The organism is Pseudofrankia inefficax (assembly GCF_000166135.1).
In the GTDB taxonomy this organism is placed as follows: Bacteria; Actinomycetota; Actinomycetes; order Frankiales; family Frankiaceae; genus Pseudofrankia; species Pseudofrankia inefficax.
In genome coordinates this window covers 81693-99235 of sequence record NC_014666.1, presented here as the reverse complement: position 1 = coordinate 99235, position 17543 = coordinate 81693, and the positions used below count along the sequence as shown (strand labels likewise).

At 73.3% G+C, this 17543-nt stretch carries 13 protein-coding genes; 6 read left to right on the top strand and 7 right to left on the bottom strand.

Annotated features, from left to right (window positions below; translation table 11 throughout):
- Both pknB and FRAEUI1C_RS00410 read left to right on the top strand, forming a co-directional pair.
- On the top strand, window positions 1-2016 hold the full coding sequence (pknB, locus tag FRAEUI1C_RS00415) for a Stk1 family PASTA domain-containing Ser/Thr kinase (RefSeq protein ID WP_269724385.1): 2016 nt from the start codon (window positions 1-3) through the stop codon (window positions 2014-2016).
- Window positions 2017-2039: 23 nt separating this feature from the next.
- The gene (locus tag FRAEUI1C_RS00410) at window positions 2040-2690 is read left to right on the top strand and encodes an aminodeoxychorismate/anthranilate synthase component II (protein ID WP_013421293.1); all 651 of its coding nucleotides are present in this window, start codon (window positions 2040-2042) and stop codon (window positions 2688-2690) included.
- Between the two features lie 33 nt (window positions 2691-2723).
- On the opposite strand, the gene FRAEUI1C_RS00405 is transcribed toward FRAEUI1C_RS00410, so the two are convergent.
- On the bottom strand, window positions 2724-3554 hold the full coding sequence (locus FRAEUI1C_RS00405) for a DUF881 domain-containing protein (RefSeq protein WP_198318684.1): 831 nt from the start codon (window positions 3552-3554) through the stop codon (window positions 2724-2726).
- A 168-nt stretch (window positions 3555-3722) separates the two neighbouring features.
- Here FRAEUI1C_RS00405 and FRAEUI1C_RS00400 point away from each other — a divergent pair, with 168 nt between their 5' ends.
- Window positions 3723-3986 carry a cell division protein CrgA gene (locus tag FRAEUI1C_RS00400; RefSeq protein ID WP_013421291.1) on the top strand — a complete coding sequence of 88 codons (264 nt, stop codon included), beginning with the start codon at window positions 3723-3725 and terminating at the stop codon, window positions 3984-3986.
- Window positions 3987-4119: 133 nt separating this feature from the next.
- Here FRAEUI1C_RS00400 and FRAEUI1C_RS00395 read toward each other — a convergent pair whose 3' ends face one another.
- The gene (locus FRAEUI1C_RS00395; protein ID WP_013421290.1) at window positions 4120-4491 is read right to left on the bottom strand and encodes a hypothetical protein; all 372 of its coding nucleotides are present in this window, start codon (window positions 4489-4491) and stop codon (window positions 4120-4122) included.
- Between the two features lie 59 nt (window positions 4492-4550).
- Window positions 4551-6455: a glycoside hydrolase family 15 protein gene (locus FRAEUI1C_RS00390; RefSeq protein ID WP_013421289.1), complete on the bottom strand. Its 1905-nt coding sequence runs from the start codon at window positions 6453-6455 to the stop codon at window positions 4551-4553.
- A 675-nt stretch (window positions 6456-7130) separates the two neighbouring features.
- Here FRAEUI1C_RS00390 and FRAEUI1C_RS35775 point away from each other — a divergent pair.
- On the top strand, window positions 7131-8252 hold the full coding sequence (locus tag FRAEUI1C_RS35775) for an SAM-dependent methyltransferase (RefSeq protein WP_013421288.1): 1122 nt from the start codon (window positions 7131-7133) through the stop codon (window positions 8250-8252).
- Window positions 8253-8358: 106 nt separating this feature from the next.
- Here FRAEUI1C_RS35775 and FRAEUI1C_RS37940 read toward each other — a convergent pair whose 3' ends face one another.
- Together FRAEUI1C_RS37940 and FRAEUI1C_RS00375 are read right to left on the bottom strand one after the other, a co-directional pair.
- The gene (locus FRAEUI1C_RS37940; protein WP_013421287.1) at window positions 8359-9531 is read right to left on the bottom strand and encodes a rhomboid family intramembrane serine protease; all 1173 of its coding nucleotides are present in this window, start codon (window positions 9529-9531) and stop codon (window positions 8359-8361) included.
- 243 nt (window positions 9532-9774) lie between these two features.
- Window positions 9775-10302: a peptidylprolyl isomerase gene (locus FRAEUI1C_RS00375; protein ID WP_013421286.1), complete on the bottom strand. Its 528-nt coding sequence runs from the start codon at window positions 10300-10302 to the stop codon at window positions 9775-9777.
- Window positions 10303-10833: 531 nt separating this feature from the next.
- On the opposite strand from FRAEUI1C_RS00375, the gene FRAEUI1C_RS35770 reads away from it, so the two are divergent.
- The gene (locus tag FRAEUI1C_RS35770; RefSeq protein WP_157734762.1) at window positions 10834-12195 is read left to right on the top strand and encodes a hypothetical protein; all 1362 of its coding nucleotides are present in this window, start codon (window positions 10834-10836) and stop codon (window positions 12193-12195) included.
- A gap of 93 nt (window positions 12196-12288) precedes the next feature.
- Here FRAEUI1C_RS35770 and FRAEUI1C_RS00365 read toward each other — a convergent pair whose 3' ends face one another.
- Both FRAEUI1C_RS00365 and FRAEUI1C_RS00360 read right to left on the bottom strand, forming a co-directional pair.
- Window positions 12289-14211: an FAD-dependent oxidoreductase gene (locus tag FRAEUI1C_RS00365; RefSeq protein WP_013421284.1), complete on the bottom strand. Its 1923-nt coding sequence runs from the start codon at window positions 14209-14211 to the stop codon at window positions 12289-12291.
- 125 nt (window positions 14212-14336) lie between these two features.
- Window positions 14337-16025 carry a hypothetical protein gene (locus FRAEUI1C_RS00360; RefSeq protein WP_013421283.1) on the bottom strand — a complete coding sequence of 563 codons (1689 nt, stop codon included), beginning with the start codon at window positions 16023-16025 and terminating at the stop codon, window positions 14337-14339.
- Window positions 16026-16632: 607 nt separating this feature from the next.
- Here FRAEUI1C_RS00360 and FRAEUI1C_RS00355 point away from each other — a divergent pair.
- On the top strand, window positions 16633-17418 hold the full coding sequence (locus FRAEUI1C_RS00355) for an alpha-ketoglutarate-dependent dioxygenase AlkB (RefSeq protein ID WP_013421282.1): 786 nt from the start codon (window positions 16633-16635) through the stop codon (window positions 17416-17418).
- Window positions 17419-17543 lie beyond the last annotated feature (125 nt).

Genomic DNA, 17543 nt, shown 5'->3' with positions numbered 1-17543 from the left:
GTGACGGACTTGTACGGGACGGAACCACGTCTCGTCGGCGACCGGTACGAGCTGGGCGCCGGCATCGGCTACGGCGGCATGGCCGAGGTGTACCGAGGGCGGGACATCCGGCTGGGCCGCGACGTGGCCATCAAGGTGCTGCGCTCGGACCTCGCCCGCGACCCCAACTTCCTCAAGCGCTTCCAGCGTGAGGCGCAGTCGGCCGCGGGCCTCAACCATCCGGCGATCGTGTCGGTCTACGACACCGGCGAAGACATCATCAACGGCACCCGGCTGCCGTACATCGTGATGGAGTTCGTCGAGGGCCGGACCCTGCGCGAGGTGCTGCAGCAGGAGGGCCCGTTCCCGGAACGCCGGGCGATGGAGATCACCTCCGACATCTGCGCGGCGCTGGACTACAGCCACCGGCTGGGCATCATCCACCGGGACGTCAAGCCGGCGAACGTGATGCTGTCCCCGGACGGCTCGGTCAAGGTGATGGACTTCGGCATCGCCAAGGCCAACAACGCGACCTCGTCGACGATGACCGCCACGCAGGCCGTCATCGGCACCGCCCAGTACCTCTCGCCCGAGCAGGCCCAGGGCAAGAAGGTGGACGCGCGCAGCGACGTCTACTCGACCGGGGTGCTGTTCTACGAGCTGCTCACGGGCGAGCCGCCGTTCCGGGGCGACAACCCGGTGGCCGTCGCCTACCAGCACGTCCGGGAGATCCCCGACCCGCCGTCGCGGCACAACCCGCAGCTGTCGGCGGCCGCGGACGCGGTCACGCTGCACGCGCTGGAGAAGGAGCCGGACGACCGGTACGCGAGCGCCGGCGAGATGCGCGACGATCTGGAGCGGGCCCTCGCGGGCCGCCGGGTGGTCGCCCAGCAGTCCGGCCGCCCGACCGGTGGCGCCTCGGCCGCCGCGACCCAGATCGCGCGCGGCGGCTACCGCGACGACCCCCGGACCGGCGGCTACGACACCTACGACCGCTACGGCGACACCGGCTACCAGGACTCGGGCTACGAGGCCGGGGCCTACCGGCAGAGCGGGGAGACCCGCACCCGTGGTGGCTACGCCCCCGTCGGCGGCTACACCGACCAGTTCGAGCGGTTCCCGCCGGACGACGACCGGTACGGCGGTTCCGGCGGCGCGGCGCCGCCACCGCAGCGCGGCTCGAACGCCTGGAAGTGGGTGCTGGCTGGCCTCGCGGTCGTGCTCACCTTCGTCGTCGTCTCCTTGGTCGCGACGTCGTTGCTGTCCAACAAGGGCGGCGGGTCGGGCGGCGGCTCCTCGACCGACGCGACGATCCCGACGGGCCTGAAAGGCCAGCCCCTGACCGCCGTCAAGAACCAGCTGACGGACCTCGGCTTCACCAATATCACCAGCACGTCACAGAAGGTGACCGACGGGACCGCACCCGACACGGTCATCAAGATCGCGCCGAACGAGGGCTCCAAGGTCCCGCTGTCGACGGCCATCAGCCTGACGGTCGCGGCGGCGCCGGACCAGAAGCCCGTCCCGGACGTCGTCGGCCAGACGGCGTCAGCGGCCCAGGCCGCGCTTACGGCGGCCGGGTTCGAAGTGCAGCAGCAGCCCTACAGCGACAGCACCAACCCGCCCAAGCAGAAGCCGGGCCGGGTGGAGAAGACCGACCCCGCGGCTGGTCAGCCATGGGGCGTGGGAACCACGGTCACGATCTTCGTGGTCAGCTCGCAGGTGAACGTCGGCAGCTACATCGGCCAGTCGGTCTCGTCGGCCCAGGCCGCCCTGACGCAGCTGGGGCTGAACAACACGGTCCAGCAGCAGCCGAGTGACCAGGCGCCGGGCACCGTCATCGACCAGAATCCGAAGAACGCCACCGTGAACCGTGGGGACACGATCACCCTGGTCGTGGCCGCGCAGGCCACCAGCAGCCCGACAGGCACGCCGTCCACCGGTGTGACGCCGACGCTGCCTGGCCTGCCGACCTCGGGTAACACCGGCGGCCCCGGCCACGGCGGCGGGACCGCCACCCCCAGCCCGACCGGCTGATCCACTCAGGAAGCGGGAGCAGGATGCGCATCCTGGTCGTCGACAACTACGACTCGTTCGTGTTCAACCTGGTCCAGTACCTGGGCCAGCTGGACGCGGAGTGCGTCGTGCGGCGCAACGACGAGGTCGACCCGGAGCGGGTCGGCGAGCTCGGTGTCGACGGCGTCCTGCTCTCCCCCGGCCCCGGGACGCCCGAGGCGGCCGGCATGACCATCCCGATGGTGACCGCGGCGTCGGCCGCCGGGCTGCCGGTCTTCGGGGTGTGCCTCGGTCACCAGGCGATCGGCGTCGCGTTCGGCGCGACCGTCGACCGGGCGCCCGAACTGCTGCACGGCAAGACGTCTGTCGTGCACCACAACGGCGCGGGGGTGCTCGCCGACCTGCCGAACCCGTTCGTCGCGACGCGGTACCACTCGCTCGCCGTCGAGGCCGCGACGCTGCCGCCGGAGATCGAGATCACCGCCCGGACCGACAGCGGCGTGGTGATGGCGATGCGACACCGCACGCTGCCGATCGAAGGGGTGCAGTTCCACCCCGAGTCGGTCCTCACCCAGGGCGGGCACCTGATGCTCGCGCGCTGGTTGGACGCCTGTGGCGACGGCGGCGCCAGCCGTGCGCTCGCTCCGGCGCTGTCCAACGAGGTCGAGACCCTGCGCCAGGCCGCGTTCGCCTGACCCTGCAGCCTGGGGGCGTCCTGGCCGGCGCCCTCAGTCGCGCAGCGGCGTGGCGTAGACGGCGGTCGGCGGTTCCGTCGCGGCGGGGAAGGTCATGTTCGCCTTCGTCTCCACGTGGTAGCCGAGGTCGTAGGCGTCGACGTACTCCCGGTAGAGGACGACGCCGGGGTCGGCGTCCAGGGCGGCCGTCAGCCGGGCCGGGTCGCCGATCGCCGCGACCACGAACGGCGGGGAGTAGACGTTCCCCTCCAGCAGCAGCGTGTTGCCGACGCAGCGGACCGCGGTCCGCGCGGTGACCCGCCGGCCCATCAGCGTCATCGCCCGCGCCCCGCCGGTCCACAGGGCGTTCACCACGGCCTGGACGTCCTGCTGGTGCACGACCAGGTCGTCGGCGACGGGGGCGCGGACCCCGGACGGCCACGGGCCGGCGCGCCTGCCACGCGGGGTGTCATCCAGCGACACGACGACCGCGGTGCCGCGTACGGGCGTGAGGCCCACCTGAGCCAGCAGCGCCGCCTGTCCGGCGCAGTCAGGCGGCCCGGCCGAGCCGTCGGCGCTCGTACAGCCGGCCGCGAGCGGCACCCGGGATGCCCCGGCCGGATCCGGCGCCGCCAGCGGGCCGGGTGACGCGAGGGCGGCCCGCACCTGGGCCAGCCGGTCGCGGGACCGGTCGACGCCGGCCTGGTCGGCCGCCACCACGCCCGCGAGCGCGCGATGTTCGCCGGCCAGGGCGCTGCCGGCGGGCGGCCGGGCGCCACCGGCGGACCCCCAGCCGAGCACGAGCAGCAGGCCGGCGAGGGCCGCCGCCACCGGGATACCGACCCGACGCGCCTGGCCGGTTCGCCGTCCCGGGCCGGTATGCACAGGGAAACCATCGTGTCTGGCGGGCGGTCTTGTCGACTCTGGGTCTTCGGTGTGTCTCGCCGGTCGCCCACTTACGGCCGCGCCGATGGGGATCGGGCGCCCACCACGGCGTGGACCCGTAATAGCCTGCACGCAATGTTTGTCTAGCCCCGACGAGGAGACCGTCCCGTGCCCGAATCGCGACGGCGCAAGCCGAAAAAGGCCACTGCGGCCCGCCCCGCCTCGACGGTCACCGCGAAGCGGCGGTCACCGTCGCCCCGGTGGTTCGGCGGGATGATCATGGCGTTCTTCCTGATCGGAATCGCCTACCTGCTGACGTACTACTTCTCCAACGGCGGCGTCCTGGGTATGGAGGCGCTGGGCGGCTGGAACATCCTCATCGGCTTTGGTTTTGTGGTGATTGGCCTGGGCGTGGCGACCCAGTGGCACTGACGGACCCGGGCGACGGTCCACCTGGAACGCGGGTGGACCGATCCGGCAGGTCAGCCGCCCGGCGTGGCAAGTTGCACGGCTGAGATTTATCCACAACCGTTGTCCACATATGTGGACAGCCCCGACCACTCCCCTACGCTCCCCCAATGACCAGGCCGGTCGCCGCGCGGATGGCGGCGACCGTCTGGTCCGGGTCCTCGACGCCGACGATGAGGCGTTCGAACTCACAGCCGGCCGCGAGCAGCACGACCACGGCCGGCCGGCGCCGGTAGATGGCGACGAAGTCCTTGCCGCCGCGGTGGCGCCAGGTGCCCAGGGCGATCACCCCGGGAACACCGGTCCCCGGAGCCCGGATGCCGCGCAGCTCGCCGAACGGGTGCGGCGAGACCTGGACGTCGGCTATCTCGTCCAGCGCCGCCGACACGTCCCCACGCAAGGCCGCAAGACGTTCGGCCTGGCTCAGCACGACCTCGACCCGTCCGCCCCCGACCACCAGCTTCGCCACACCCCAACATTAGGACCTCGGGATCCCGGGGGCGCGCGTTCGGTCGGCTGGACGTTCGGTCAGGTGCTGGGTGAGGGGCGGGCGTAGGCCTCGGCGTCCTCGGCTCGGATCACGTACATCACGGCGGTGATCAGCGCCAGGTGGGTGAAGGCCTGCGGGAAGTTGCCCAGGTGCCGACCGGTCGGCGGGTCGACCTCCTCAGCGAAGAGGTCCAGCGGGCTCGCCATCGACAGCAGCCGCTCGCACAACTGCCGGGCGCGGTGCAGCTCCCCGATCTCCACCAGCGCCGAGACCAGCCAGAACGAGCAGATCAGGAAGGCGCCCTCCTCGCCGCCGATGCCGTCGTCCGTCTCCTCGGTCCGGTAGCGCAGCACCAGCCCGTCGACGGTCAGCTCGTCGGCGATCGCCAGCACGGTCGCCTTCACCCGGTCGTCGGACGCGGGCAGGAAGCCGAGCAGCGGAAGCAGCAGGGCCGACGCGTCCAGCGAGGTCGAGCCGTAGTACTGCGTGAACACGCCGCGTTCGTCGACGCCCCTGGCGCAGACGTCGGCGTGGATCTCCTCCGCGACAGTCTTCCAGCGCGCGGCGGTCTTCAGGTCACCGCGCATCTGGGCGAGCCGACGGCCCCGGTCGAGCGCCACCCAGCACATCATCTTCGACGTGGTGAAATGCCGCGGCTCGCCGCGCACCTCCCAGATGCCCCGGTCGGCGTCGCGCCAATGGGTCGCGGCCGACTCGGCGAGCTGGACCAGCACCGGCCACAGCCGTTCGGACAGATAGTCACGTGATTTCGTGTGCAGGTAGACCGAGTCGAGCACGGTCCCCCACACGTCGTGCTGGCGCTGCTTGTAGGCGTCGTTGCCGATCCGTACCGGGGTCGCCCCGTCGTAGCCGGACAGGTGGCCCAGCACCTGTTCCTGCAGGTCTGATTCACCACCTACCCGGTACATAACCTGGATGTCGTCGGCTTCCTCGCAGACATCGGCGATAAACGAGAAGAAGTCGTTCGCCTCGTAGTCCAGCCCCAGCGTGTAGAGCCCCCACAACGCGAAGGTCGAGTCCCGGATCCAGCTGAACCGGTAGTCCCAGTTGCGTTGGCCCTGCGGGGTCTCCGGCAGCGAGGTGGTCGCCGCGGCGAGCAGCGCGCCGGTGGGAGCGTAGGTGAGGCCCTTGAGCGCGAGGGCGCTGCGCTGGAGCTGCCGGCGCCAGGGGTGGTCGGGGAACATGCCGCGCGACAACCACTGCCGCCAGAACTCGGTCGTCGAGTCAACGGCGGCCATGGCCTGCGCGTACGTCGTGGGCAGCATGGGTTCGTGCGCCCGCCAGGTAAGGGCGACAAATGCGGTGTCGCCCTCCTTGAGGGTGGTCCGGACCAGCGCCCGCCGGCCGTCGAAGCCGAGGCGCAGGTCGGTGCGCAGCCGCAGTGTGACGTCGGTGTCGGCGTTCCGGATGATCCCGGACGCGTAGCCGTCGCCCTCGTACTCCCACGACTCGGGCTTGCGGCCGTAGTCGAAGTTCGGCTCGCACACCAGGCTGAGATCGACGGTGCCGTGCTCGCAGCGGGCGGTGCGCAGCAGCACGTGCTCGGCGTCCCAGTCCATCGGCGTGCGCCGGTGCGTCTTGGAACGGGCGGCGGTGCGGTGCCAGCGGCCGACGACCAGACAGTCGGTGACGATGAGCCAGCCGTTGGGCGTCTGCCAGGTCGTCTCCACGACGTTGGTTCCTGGGAGGTAACGGCGTCCAGCAGGAATCATGATGCGCTCGGGACCGAACCGAAAGCCGCCGGCGGACCGGTCTAGGATCGAGCCGAACACGCTGGGCGCATCCGGGCGAGGCACGCACATCCATTCGACGTTGCCACTCGGTGCGACCAGGCAGGTGGTCTCGCAGTCCGAGAGGAACGCGTACTCGGCGATCGGCGGGAAAGGGCTGCCACCGAGCCGACGTGTCGGTGAGTGTGCCACCGCTGCCCCCGTTTCGCTGCGCCGCCGGGTACCTGGTCAGACGTTGTCCCGAATTGCCCCCGGTACCGACGAGCGGAGCCCGTACACTCCTCCCACTCATTGTATCGGAAGCAGAAACGGATAGTAATCATCTTGACCGGGGACCGGAGGCACCGACTGAGCGGGCGATTCCGGGCAGCAACCGGAAAAAGGCTCAGCTCAGAAATACGTAAGCACTGATACGGCGGGCTGAAGCACCGATAATCTGATCTCGCCACGCCACACGGTAGGGGGACCGCATGCCTGGCAACAACGGTTGCGCAGACCGCTCGACGAGGTCGGTGCGGGCGAGGTCGGGGGCCCCGCGCCCCCCGCGCGCGGACGACGGCCCGGTGCGCTGACGTACCCAGGCCTTGCGGCGACGCCATCCGACGCACCCCAGGCGCGCGCGGCCGACCGCACCCACTGTCGGCAACAGCCGGCCACCAGCCCTGGCGACGTTCGGACTCCCGTGCCCCGAACGCCGCTGGTGCCCATCCCTCCAGCTCCGTCGCTCCAGCGACCGCTCGGTTCCGCCGCGCCCGCGGCACCTGCCGGGTGAGAGCGCCGCGTCCCGACGGCTGGACCGGACCCGACCGCGACGCCCACCGCCTCGCAGAGCGCCGGCGCCGCCGAGCAGAACCGAAAGGCAACGACATGACCTCCACCGGACCGATGCTCGCCAGAAGGCACGGCGGCAGCATCATGCAGGCTTCCGCGGCGCCCGGGCCGCTCCGCGGCGCCGGCCGGGCCAGGACCAGCGGCGACGGGCCACCGACCAGCGCCCCGTCCGCCCGGTCAGGTCAGCCGGCCGGGCCACACAGACCCGGCGAGGTGGCCAGACCCGAGGAGTCCCGCGAGGCCACCAGCCCGTTCAGCATCGCGAACCTCACCTCGGTCGACAGCCAGTTCCACTCCGACGGCCCGTTCGCCCCGGTCGGGCCGGTGCACCCGGTCGAGTTGGGCGGTCCCGGCGGCGGCCTCGCCCCGATCGGGCCCGGTGGATTCCGCCCCGCGGGCGACCTGAACGAACGCCCGTCGCCGGCCGGGGTGTACGACGCGCTGCTCGGCGGCACCGCGCACCGGCGGGTGGACCGCAGGTCCGCGCTGGCCATCCTGCTGGCCTGGCCGGACGCGCCGGCCGCCGCCCGGGCGATGAAGGACTTCCTGGTCAGGGCGGTCAGGTTCGCGGCCCGCAACGGCGTGAACCAGTTCCTCGCGCTGGGCGGCGGGGCCGGGACCGTCGACCCCGTGCACGAGGTGGCCTGCGCCGTCGCCCCGGAGAGCCAGACGGTGTACGTCGAGCCGGACCCGCTGGTGATTGCCCGGTCGCTGCCGGACATCCGGGATCGCCAGGTCGCGCTGGTGCAGGCGGACGTCTCCAGGCCGGCCGAGGTGCTGCGGCATCCGGGCGTGCTCGCCCACCTCGACGTCACCCAGCCGATCGCCATCGTGATGGTGCCCGGCCTGCCGGAGATCGCCGACCACGAGGATCCGCGCGAGGTGCTGCGGGGCTATCGGGAGGTCACCGCGCGCGGCAGCCTGCTGCTGTTCAGCCAGCTGTGCGACGAGGGCAGCGCGCGCGGCCTGCGGGCGCTGTTCGAACGGGCCGGCCAGCCGGGTGCCCCCCGGCCGCACGAGCAGACCGTCGAGTTGGTCAGCACCTGGGAGCCGATCGAGCCGGGCCTGGTGCCCGCCGAGGAGTGGAACGCGCCGGACGAGCGCGGGCACCCGCACTTCGGCCGGCTCCCGGTGTACGCCTCCGTCGGCTGGCACTGACCCCAGCCACCCGGCCGGGCCCGGGCCCGCGATGGGCCTGGCCCCGCTGTGGGACCGGCCCCGCGACCAGGACCGGCGTCCCGCGCGGGACGGGCGCCGGCGGGCGTCAGAACGTGTGCAGCGCCGTCAGGCTCTGGGTGTTCAGGACCGCGGCGACGACGAGGATCGCGAGGACGGCGACGGTCCCGAGCGCCTGGATGGCGACCCGCCTCGCCGGCACGTACGCGTAGAGCAGGCCCAGCACGACGCCCGTCGCCAGGCCGCCGATGTGGCCCCATTTGTCGATGCCCGAGATGCTGAACGTGATCAACAGGTTGATCCCGACGACGATCAGGATCTGGTTCGTGTTCACCCGTAGGCGACGCGCGATGAGGTAGTACGCGGCGAAGAAGCCGAAGATCGCGGTCGAGGCCCCGTAGGAGAAGGCCTTCTCGTCGTGGATCACGTAGCTGAGAGTGTTACCGCCGATCGCGCAGGCGAAGAACAGCGCCAGATAGCGCACTCGGCCGAGGATCGCCTCCAGCTGCGTCCCGAGCAGGAACAGCGCGTACATGTTGAACGCGATGTGCAGCACGCTGCCGTGCAGGAACGCCGCCGTGACCAGCCGCCAGTACTCGTGCTTCTGGGCGATGTCCACGCCGATCAGCGAGTAGTCGAGCGTGAACTGGTTGATGTGCGAGGTGCCGGTCAGCCCGGGCACGCCCTCGAGCACGTAGGCGACCAGGCAGATCCCGATCAGGATCTTCGTGATCAGGCCCGAGGAGTCCCGGTCCGCCCGGCCGCCGAACTGGGTTGGCGACGCCGGCGTGCGGGCCGCCGCCGCCTCCTCCGGGCAGTGGAAGCCGACGGCGGCCGGGCGCATGCAGTCCGGGCAGATCGGCCGGCCGCAGCGCTGGCAGGAGACGAACGCGTCGCGGTCCGGGTGCCGGTAGCACCGGTTCGACTGGCCCGCCTGGCCCCCCGCCGCCGGGAGGCCAGGCGCGGGCTGACCCGGGCCGGGCGTCGAACGGCCGGACGGCTCGTCCGCCCGGGGACCCTCCCAGACGGGCATCCCGGAGGCGTCGCGGGCCCACTGGCCCGGGGAGCCTCCCTGCTGGGGGGCTCCCCAGCCCTGCTGGTGGCCCTGTCCGGGCGCGCTGTCGCCCGGCTCGCTCTGCTTCGGCATCGTGGGCGGCGTCCCCGCGCCGGTTGGGCGGTCCCAGGGCGACGGCGCGGCGGAGGGCGCCGGCTCGGCCTCGCTCGAACCGGACACCGGTCCGCCCGGCTCCTCGACGCTCACCGCCGCCACCCTCCGCGGGCCATCCGGCCCTTAACCTGCACATCCGTGCCTACCAACGAAACCCGCCAAGCCCCCGATCCCAGCGGACCTCGAGGCTCGGCGCGAAACTGACCCAAGGGCCCGGCCCTGGACAGGGCCGGCCTCGGAACTCACCACCCGCCCCGTCCCACGTTGGGGAGGGCGCCCAGCGCCCGAGCCGGCGAGCGTCCAGCGGGCGCTCCGCGCCCGTTCTGGACGATCGCCTTAAGCCGGGCGGGTCTCGATGGCGATCTCCTGGATCACCACGTCGGTCTTCGGGCGGTCCTGCGCGCCGGTCGGGGCCTTGGCGATCGCGTCGACGATCTCCGTGCCGCGCGTGACCTCACCGAAGATCGTGTGCTTGCGGTTCAGCCAGTCGGTCGGCCCGACCGTGATGAAGAACTGCGAGCCGTTCGTGCCCGGCCCGGCGTTCGCCATGGCCAGCAGGTAGGGCTTGCTGAACGTCAGGTCCGGGTGGAACTCGTCGGCGAACTTGTAGCCCGGGCCGCCGCGGCCGCTGCCCAGCGGGTCGCCACCCTGGATCATGAAGCCCGGGATGACCCGGTGAAAGATCGTGCCGCTGTAGAGCGGAGTGCCGGTCTTCTTGGCACCGGTGCTCGGGTCGGTCCACTCCTGGTCGCCGGTCGCGAGACCGACGAAGTTGCGAACCGTCTTGGGGGCATGGTCCGGGAACAGCCGGACCTCGATGTCGCCCTGAGTCGTCCGCAGCGTCGCGTACAGCTCCTCGGCCATGTGCCTCTCTTCTCTTCGTGTCGCGGGTCGCCTGACCCGCGCAGGATTCGCGTCACCGGCCCACCGATCCCCATCAGGAGGACGTCCGCGCGCCGTGCGGGGTTCCGCCGTCGATCCGCGTCCGCCGCGCCCGCAGGGGCCGACCTGCTGACGATCGTATGTGCCGGCCGGTCACGCCGACGCGCCAGCCGAACACGGAGCAGCGCGCGGTGGCCCCGGACCACATGCGTCCCGCCGGCGCAAGGACCGCGTCGAGCCGGTCGGGCCGACGCGGTGGGGCGAACGTGGCACTCCGCCCTGTGCGCGCGACAGGAGCGGCTCGAGAGGCGAGAGTGCTGTCAGCACTACACAGAGTGATTGTCGATGTCCGGCGGCAAGCGGGTTCCGGGCGAGAGCGGGGGCTCCCGGACGTCCGACGTCGGGGGAGAACCGAGGCGGCCGTCGACCGGCAAGCGCGTCGCGGCGCACATCGGGCGGGGCGTCCAGAACCTCCGCCGCCTGTGGGAATGCGGCAGCAGAAGAGGGAGACCGATGGGTACCAGCAATATGCGGGACCGGCTCTCGCGCGTCACCGATGCGCCGGTTCAGAGCGCTCGGCGCGGCGGCCTCGGTGGCCTGCTGCGCGGCGGCGCGGCCGACCAGCACAGCCATGACCGGGACGGCGGCCCGATGTCCGCCCTGCGTGGCCAGATCGGCCAGCAGAGCCGGCACCAGGACGGCCCCGGCTTCCAGCAGGCCGCCTGGGGCGCGGCCGGCCGGGCCGGCACGGCGATGGCCGGTGCCGCCGGGATCGCGGCCCGTGCCGGCCAGTCGGCCGGCAGCGCGCTGGCCGGCCGGATGTCGGACGTCTCCGGCCGGATGAGCGAGCACGCCGAGGACCCGGGCTGGTCGGGCCGCCAGGGCGCCCGGCTGGGTGGTCGCGGTCCGGGCCGGCAGTGGGACGACGCGGGCCAGTCCTCGCGCGAGCAGCGCGGCGGGCGGGCGTGGGACCAGCCCAGGAGCCGCGGTGGCTGGGACGAGCCCGCCCGCCAGCAGCGGTGGGGCCAGCGGGACGACGCCGGCTACGGCTGGGACGAGGCGCGCCGCAACGGCAACGCCAGCCACGGCGTGAGCGCCCGGATGGGCCGCGCCGACGAGGGCGAGGGCCTGGGCGGCGCGCTGGGCCTGCGCGGGTCGACCCGTGGCGACCTCCGGACCGGCGACGACCGGCCTGGCCGCGACTGGGAGCAGCACGGCGGGCAGCTCGGTCCGCAGGGCCGGGAGCAGCGCGGCCGTGGCCGCCGCCGCGGCCAGCGCGGCCACGAGCAGCTGGGCGACTGGACCGACCAGGCCGGTCGCCGGCCGGCGCAGCGGTGGGAGCGCCCGGACCTCAGGTCGCGGGAGGAGCTCCTCGGCGGCCACGGCCTGCCCAAGCGGCACACCAAGCGGATCGAGAAGGCCCACGACGCCGCTGACGACTCGGCCCGCCGCGCCTTCGAGGCCAGCGAGCGAGCCATGCGGCACAGCCACTCCCGCCGGGCCATGAAGGACGAGCGCAAGGCGGTGGCGCAGGCCGACCGTGCCCAGCGACTGCTCGACCAGCACCTGGCCCGGGCCCAGCACCGGATGGCCTCGGCACAGCGGCGCCGCCGCCGCGGCGTCGGCCTGGTGATGCTGGCCGGCGCCGGCGCCGGGATCGCCATCGCCGCCCGCCGGATGCTCAGCCAGCCCGGGGGCGGCCAGCCGGCCGCGGGTGGCCTGGACCAGACCGGCGCGTCGACGACCCGGGTGACCACGACCACCACCCGGTACCCGACCGACGAGCGGCTGTCCGACGGCCTGCGGGACGACGTCACCGCCGGCCACCGCGCCGGGACCGACTCGATGAGCGACTCGACCTCGCGCCGCTTCTGACACCGGCGCGGGCCGACGGTCGAGGCGGCTGGCCCTGACCGATCGGCCCGTCCGACCGACAAGCCGAGCGGACGAGCACCGACCCGCACGGGCCTAGGCCCGTGCGGGTCCTTCGGCTGCCCCGGTCGTCCGAGCCGACCTGAACAGATCGCCGACGGGCACGACCGGAAGCCCCGCCGGGCGGTAGGCGGCGGGGGCGGCGGCCGGAACGGCCGGGTTGCGCGGCGCCACCGGCTCGATTCGCCGGTAGGGCGCGCCAAGCGGCGGACGCGGGTCTGCCTCGCCCCTGTTCGGCCAGAACGCCATCGCCCGCTCCGCCTGCGCCGTGATCGTCAATGACGGGTTGACGCCCAGGTTCGCGGTGACGGCGGCCCCGTCGGCGACATGCAGGCCCGGGTGCCCGTAGACGCGCTGGTAGGCGTCGACCACCCCGTGCTCCGCGGACTCCCCGATCGTGGCGCCGCCCAGGATGTGCGCCGTGATCGGGATGTTCGCCAGCTCCGTGATCGAACCCGCGGGATGGCCGCCGAGTCTGGCGGCGACCCGGCGTGTCGCGTCGTTGCCCTCGGGGATCCAGGTCGGGTTCGGTCCGCCGTGGCCCTGACGGCTGGTCAGCCAGGACAGGCCCCCCGGCCCGCGACGGCGGCGCACGATCAGCGAGTTGTCGTGGGACTGCATGACGAGGGAGATCATCGTCCGCTCGGACCACCGCCACGGCAGCCCGGCGAGCAGCGCCAGGTGCGGCCGGCGCAGGCAGGCGCCGACGAACTTCAGCCACCGGGGTATCCGCCCGCCCCCGTCCGTCATCACCGACGCCAACGGCGCCAGCGCGTTGCTGCCGATGCCGTAGCGGACCGGCTCGACGTGGGTGTGCTCGTTCGGATAGAAGCTGGACGTGATCGCCACCCCGTGGGTGATCCGCCGGTCCGGGCGGACCGTCGTCGCGCCGAGGATGGCCTCCGAGTTCGTCCTGGTCAGGTAGCCGAGCCGGGGCGAGAGGTCGGGCAGCCGGCCGGCGTCGCGCATCGCGAGCAGCAGCCGTTGGGTGCCGAGCGCCCCGGCGGCGAACACGACCTGCTCGGCCCGCCAGGCGCGCCCGCGCCGCCGCGCCCGCGCGCGGCCCCTCGGGGTCACCGCGGGCCAGGCACCGGCCGGTGCGCCGAGGACCTGGTAACCGCCGCCGGGCAGCGGGGTGACCGACTGGATCGTGGTGTCGGGCACGACCGTGACGCCGAGCCGTTCCGCCAGGTAGAGGTAGTTGCGGTCGAGGGTGTTCTTGGCGTCGTGGCGGCAGCCGCTCATGCACTCGCCGCACTCCAGGCAGCCGGTGCGCCGCGGCCCGGCACCGCCGAAGAACGGGTCGTCGGCCGTCTCCCCCGGGGCGGGCCGGCCGGGTGGGCCGAAGTAGACGCCGACATCGGCCAGTCGGAAGGTGTCGCCGACGCCCATCTCCTCGGCCACGGAACGGAAGACCTCGTCGGCGTAGGTCGTCGTCGGGTTGGGGACCACCCCGAGCATTCGCTCGGCCTGGTCGTAGTAGGGCGCCAGTTCGGCCCGCCAGTCGGCGAGGGCCGCCCATTGCGGGTCGGCGTAGAACGCCTCCAGCGGGCGGTAGAGCGTGTTCGCGTAGACCATCGAGCCGCCACCGACGCCGGCACCGGAGAGCACCAGCACCCGGCCCAGCAGCGTGATCTTCTGGATTCCGTGGCAGCCCAGCCAGGGCAGCCACAGGTATCGCCGCAGGTCCAGGCTGTTGCGCGGCAACGGCGACGCTCCGCCGCCCCGGCGGTCACCCGAGCCCGCCTCGGCCGGGCGGCCGGCATCGGCGGCCGTGCTACCGGTAGCCGCGGGTGACGGAGTGAACCGGCGTCCGGCCTCGACGACCGTCACCCGGTAGCCCTTCTCGGCGAGGCGCAGCGCCGTCACGCTTCCGCCGAACCCGCTACCCACCACCAGAACGTCGACGTCGAACTGGCCGTCGTCGTCCCGGGCCGGTCCCGCTCCCCCGGTTTCCATGACCCCATCATTCCCCCGCCGCCGCCCTGGCCATCGAAAGCGGTGTCAGGAGGCTGGCGGGTGCCGGCCCCGCCGCGCGACCGTCAGCGGCGGCGATCAGGAGCGAGGGGTCAGGAGGCGCGGGGTCAGGAGGCGCGGGCGCGGGCCAGTAACGCGGCCTGCTCGGCGCCGAGAGCGGCGGCGCGTTCGATCTCGGCCACGTCCGGCAGCGCGGGGCTGTCCTCGCCCGCCCGGTCGGACCTGGTCTGGGCCGGGGTCTGGGCGACCGCGTTGCGCCAGCTCCGGCAGGCCGCGCAGGGACACTGGTCGCTGGCGCGCGGCAGGTGCTTGAGCCGCCAGGCCAGGTTGTCCCCCGGGCTGTCGGATCCGACCTTCACCCCGCCGACGACCATGTGCACGAGGTGGGTCGCGAGCGTCGGCGCGGTCCAGCCGCCCTCGCGCAGGATGTCCGTCAGCCCGTCGACCGAGTCGTCGAACATCTCCGGCTCGCAGCGCATCGCCTGGGCCAGCGTCGTGACCACCTGGCGCGCCGCGACGACCACCGGGTCAGGCGCCTCCTCGACGGGCGGGGGCCCCTCACCAGGCGCAGCCTCCCCGACGGACGACACCTCCCGCTCAGGCGGTGTCGGCCCGCCCGCGACGGTGGAGTCAACCGGTGGACCGCTCGCGACGGCCGTGTCGACCGGGGGCGCGCCCGTGGCGGCGGGGTCGACGGGCTGCGCGCCCTCAGCCCCAACCGCGGGCTCGGCCGGCGTCGGCCTGGCCGGCTCGAAGGGCTCCGTCCCAGGCGCGAAGTTCCGGTCCTCGATGATGATGCGAGTCGGCGTCACCGACTCGTCGGTGATGATCCGAGTCGGCGGCAGCAGCTGATCGGCGAGCCGGCCGAGCGGGGTGTCGTCCCGACCGTCCGTGGTCGGCCGGCTGCCCAGGAAGGCGCCGACGACCTGGGCCCGCCGCCGCACCGCCGCCTTCGAGTTGTCCAAGGGCCGCCCGCCGCGGCGCCGGAAGACGTGCCTACCGACGATCACGCGCGGCCGGTCGCCGGTGGCCGTCAGCGGGCCGTCCTCCTCGGTGACCTGCTCCTCGTCCTCTTCCCACTCGACGACGGCCGTCTCGGTGGCACCCTCGACCCTGTGCCCGGCCGCCCGTCGGGACTTCGGCCGGCCGGCCACGGCGGAGGCCACGACCTCGTCGGGCGCCCGCGTCGGGGCGTTGCGCTCGGGCATCGCGAAGCCGGCGCGCGCCGGGACGTCGTCGAGCGGCCGCCAACCCTGCATCGCGACGCGGGCCGTCGCGGCCAGCGGTTCAGGCCTGGCCGGCCGGTGACTCGCGGGTACCGGGCCGGGCGCGGGTGCCTGCCCGGCCACCGGCGCCTGGCTGGGCACGGCCAGGCCGACTCCGGCCAGGCGGGCGACCTCCGCCGGCAGGGTCAGCACGAAGCGGGCCGGTCGGCCGGCGGCGGGCCGGCCGACCGTGCTGAGCCAGCCGAGCTCGCGCAGCTTGGCGAGCTGACGCTGGACATGCGTGCGGCTGTACCCGGTCTGCTCCACGAGGACGGGCAGCCCGGGCGCGCAGAAGGCCGCGCCAGCCGGCAGGTCGGGGTCGGTGCCGTCCGCCGGCTGCACGTGGCTGGACAGGACAAGGGCGACCAGCTTGGTCGCGCGGGGCAGCCCGGCCTGGGCCACGGTGCGATGCCAGCCGACGTTGTCGGCGACGAGGTGGTCGGCGGAGGGCGTCGAGACCAGCACCAGGACCCCTGGAAGGGACAGCTGGCGCATCGTCTCGTCGGTCCTGACGGTCTGGCCGGTCTCCACGGTGCGTCGCCTCCTTCCTGCGGGTCTGCTCGTGCTCCGCGTGGTCGCTCGCCGGCGGCCGACGGTGGGTCGGGCTCGGCGTCGCGTCGCGGGTCACGAAGCGGGTGGACGGTCTGGGCCGTCGGTCTCGGGTGCTGGCCCGCCGCGGGCCGTTCGTGCTCGGGCGGTCGGCCGGTCAAGGGTGGTGCGCTCGTCGCGGATGGTTCTCGGCAGGCCGTCGCCGGGTATGGCGAGGCCGGCCTTCGCTATGCCGGTTCAGGCACGTTACCCCCTGCCGGCGAAGGGGTAAGGGGCTCGCGGCCAAGGGGCACACACCACGGCAACATGCCTGTGCGCGCGCACAACAAGCTCCTTACCAGCACTTATGCCTCTCTTCGGTCGAGTGATGCGAGTTCCAGCAGTCGTCCGAGCCAGTGCCGGATCGACGTGCATCGACGTCGCGAAACGCCGACCCTCTCGCAGCCCACCCGGCCGCAATCTGACACCTACGTCAGGCCGCGCCAGCACTCCCGAAAACCGTCCGGCCGGGCGGCGGGACCACAGAGGATGATGATCGCCAACGGCGCCTCCACTCGAAGGTGACGGAGCCCGTCGGTAACGTTGGGTCATGTCCGCCGACGAGGCGCAACGAGTCGATCCGCCCCGGGCCGAGCCGCTTCCAGCCGTCGACACGCCACGGGACCCGGCGGCCGAGGCCCGCACCGAGGAGGACCCCGCGGCCGCCGTACGCGGGCTCGTCCAGGCGCTCGCGGCGGCACCGGTCCAGCGGCACTGGCTCGACCAGACGTCCTGGGTCGACGTCGGCCGCGGCTGGCTGCCGGGCGCCGAGGAGCTCTACCAGCACGTCCGCGACACCGCGCCGTGGCACGAGGGCGCCATGTGGCGCTACGAGAAGTACGTCGTCCCGCCGCGGCTTTCCGCCTGGTACCCACCGGGCAAACCGCCGCCGTACCCGCAGCTGTCGGCCGCCCACCTCGCGCTGCGCCGCCGCTACGGCATCTCCTTCGACGGCTACGGCCTGTCCTACTACCGCGACGGCGCCGACTCGGTGGCGATGCACCGGGACAAGGAGCTGCGCTGGCTGGACGACACCGTGATCGCGATCCTGACGCTCGGCGCCCGCCGGCCCTGGACCGTCAAGCCGGCCCGGCTGCCCTCCGGCCGCCGCATCCTGAACGACGCGACCGACACGACCGGCCTGCTCGACCTCGCGCCCGGCCCAGGCGACCTGCTTGTCCTCGGCGGCCGGGCGCAGCGCGACTGGCTACACGGAGTACCCAAGGTGACCGGCCACGTCGGCGGCCGGATCTCGGTCCAGTGGCGCTGGACGAGCCGCACCGGCCAGCCGGAGCAGGGCCCCGGCTACATGGCGTCCCGCCACTTCGGCCGCTAGCCGAGAACAACGGCCGGCCGACCGAGCCGGCCGGACGGGTGCGTCCCGCGGTGCCGTCGGCGGGCGCCGGAACCAAGGTGACGGACCGCGCGAGCGCGCGCGACCCCTCGCCGGACCCGTCGACA

Bases quoted from the DNA above. Each gene is read 5' to 3' on its own strand.
- FRAEUI1C_RS00410 (WP_013421293.1), top strand. From the start codon at position 2,040: ATGCGCATCCTGGTCGTCGACAACTACGACTCGTTCGTGTTCAACCTG.
- FRAEUI1C_RS35775 (WP_013421288.1), top strand. From the start codon at position 7,131: ATGACCTCCACCGGACCGATGCTCGCCAGAAGGCACGGCGGCAGCATC.
- FRAEUI1C_RS00375 (WP_013421286.1), bottom strand. From the start codon at position 10,302: ATGGCCGAGGAGCTGTACGCGACGCTGCGGACGACTCAGGGCGACATC.
- FRAEUI1C_RS35770 (WP_157734762.1), top strand. From the start codon at position 10,834: ATGGGTACCAGCAATATGCGGGACCGGCTCTCGCGCGTCACCGATGCG.
- FRAEUI1C_RS00365 (WP_013421284.1), bottom strand. From the start codon at position 14,211: ATGGAAACCGGGGGAGCGGGACCGGCCCGGGACGACGACGGCCAGTTC.
- FRAEUI1C_RS00355 (WP_013421282.1), top strand. From the start codon at position 16,633: ATGTCCGCCGACGAGGCGCAACGAGTCGATCCGCCCCGGGCCGAGCCG.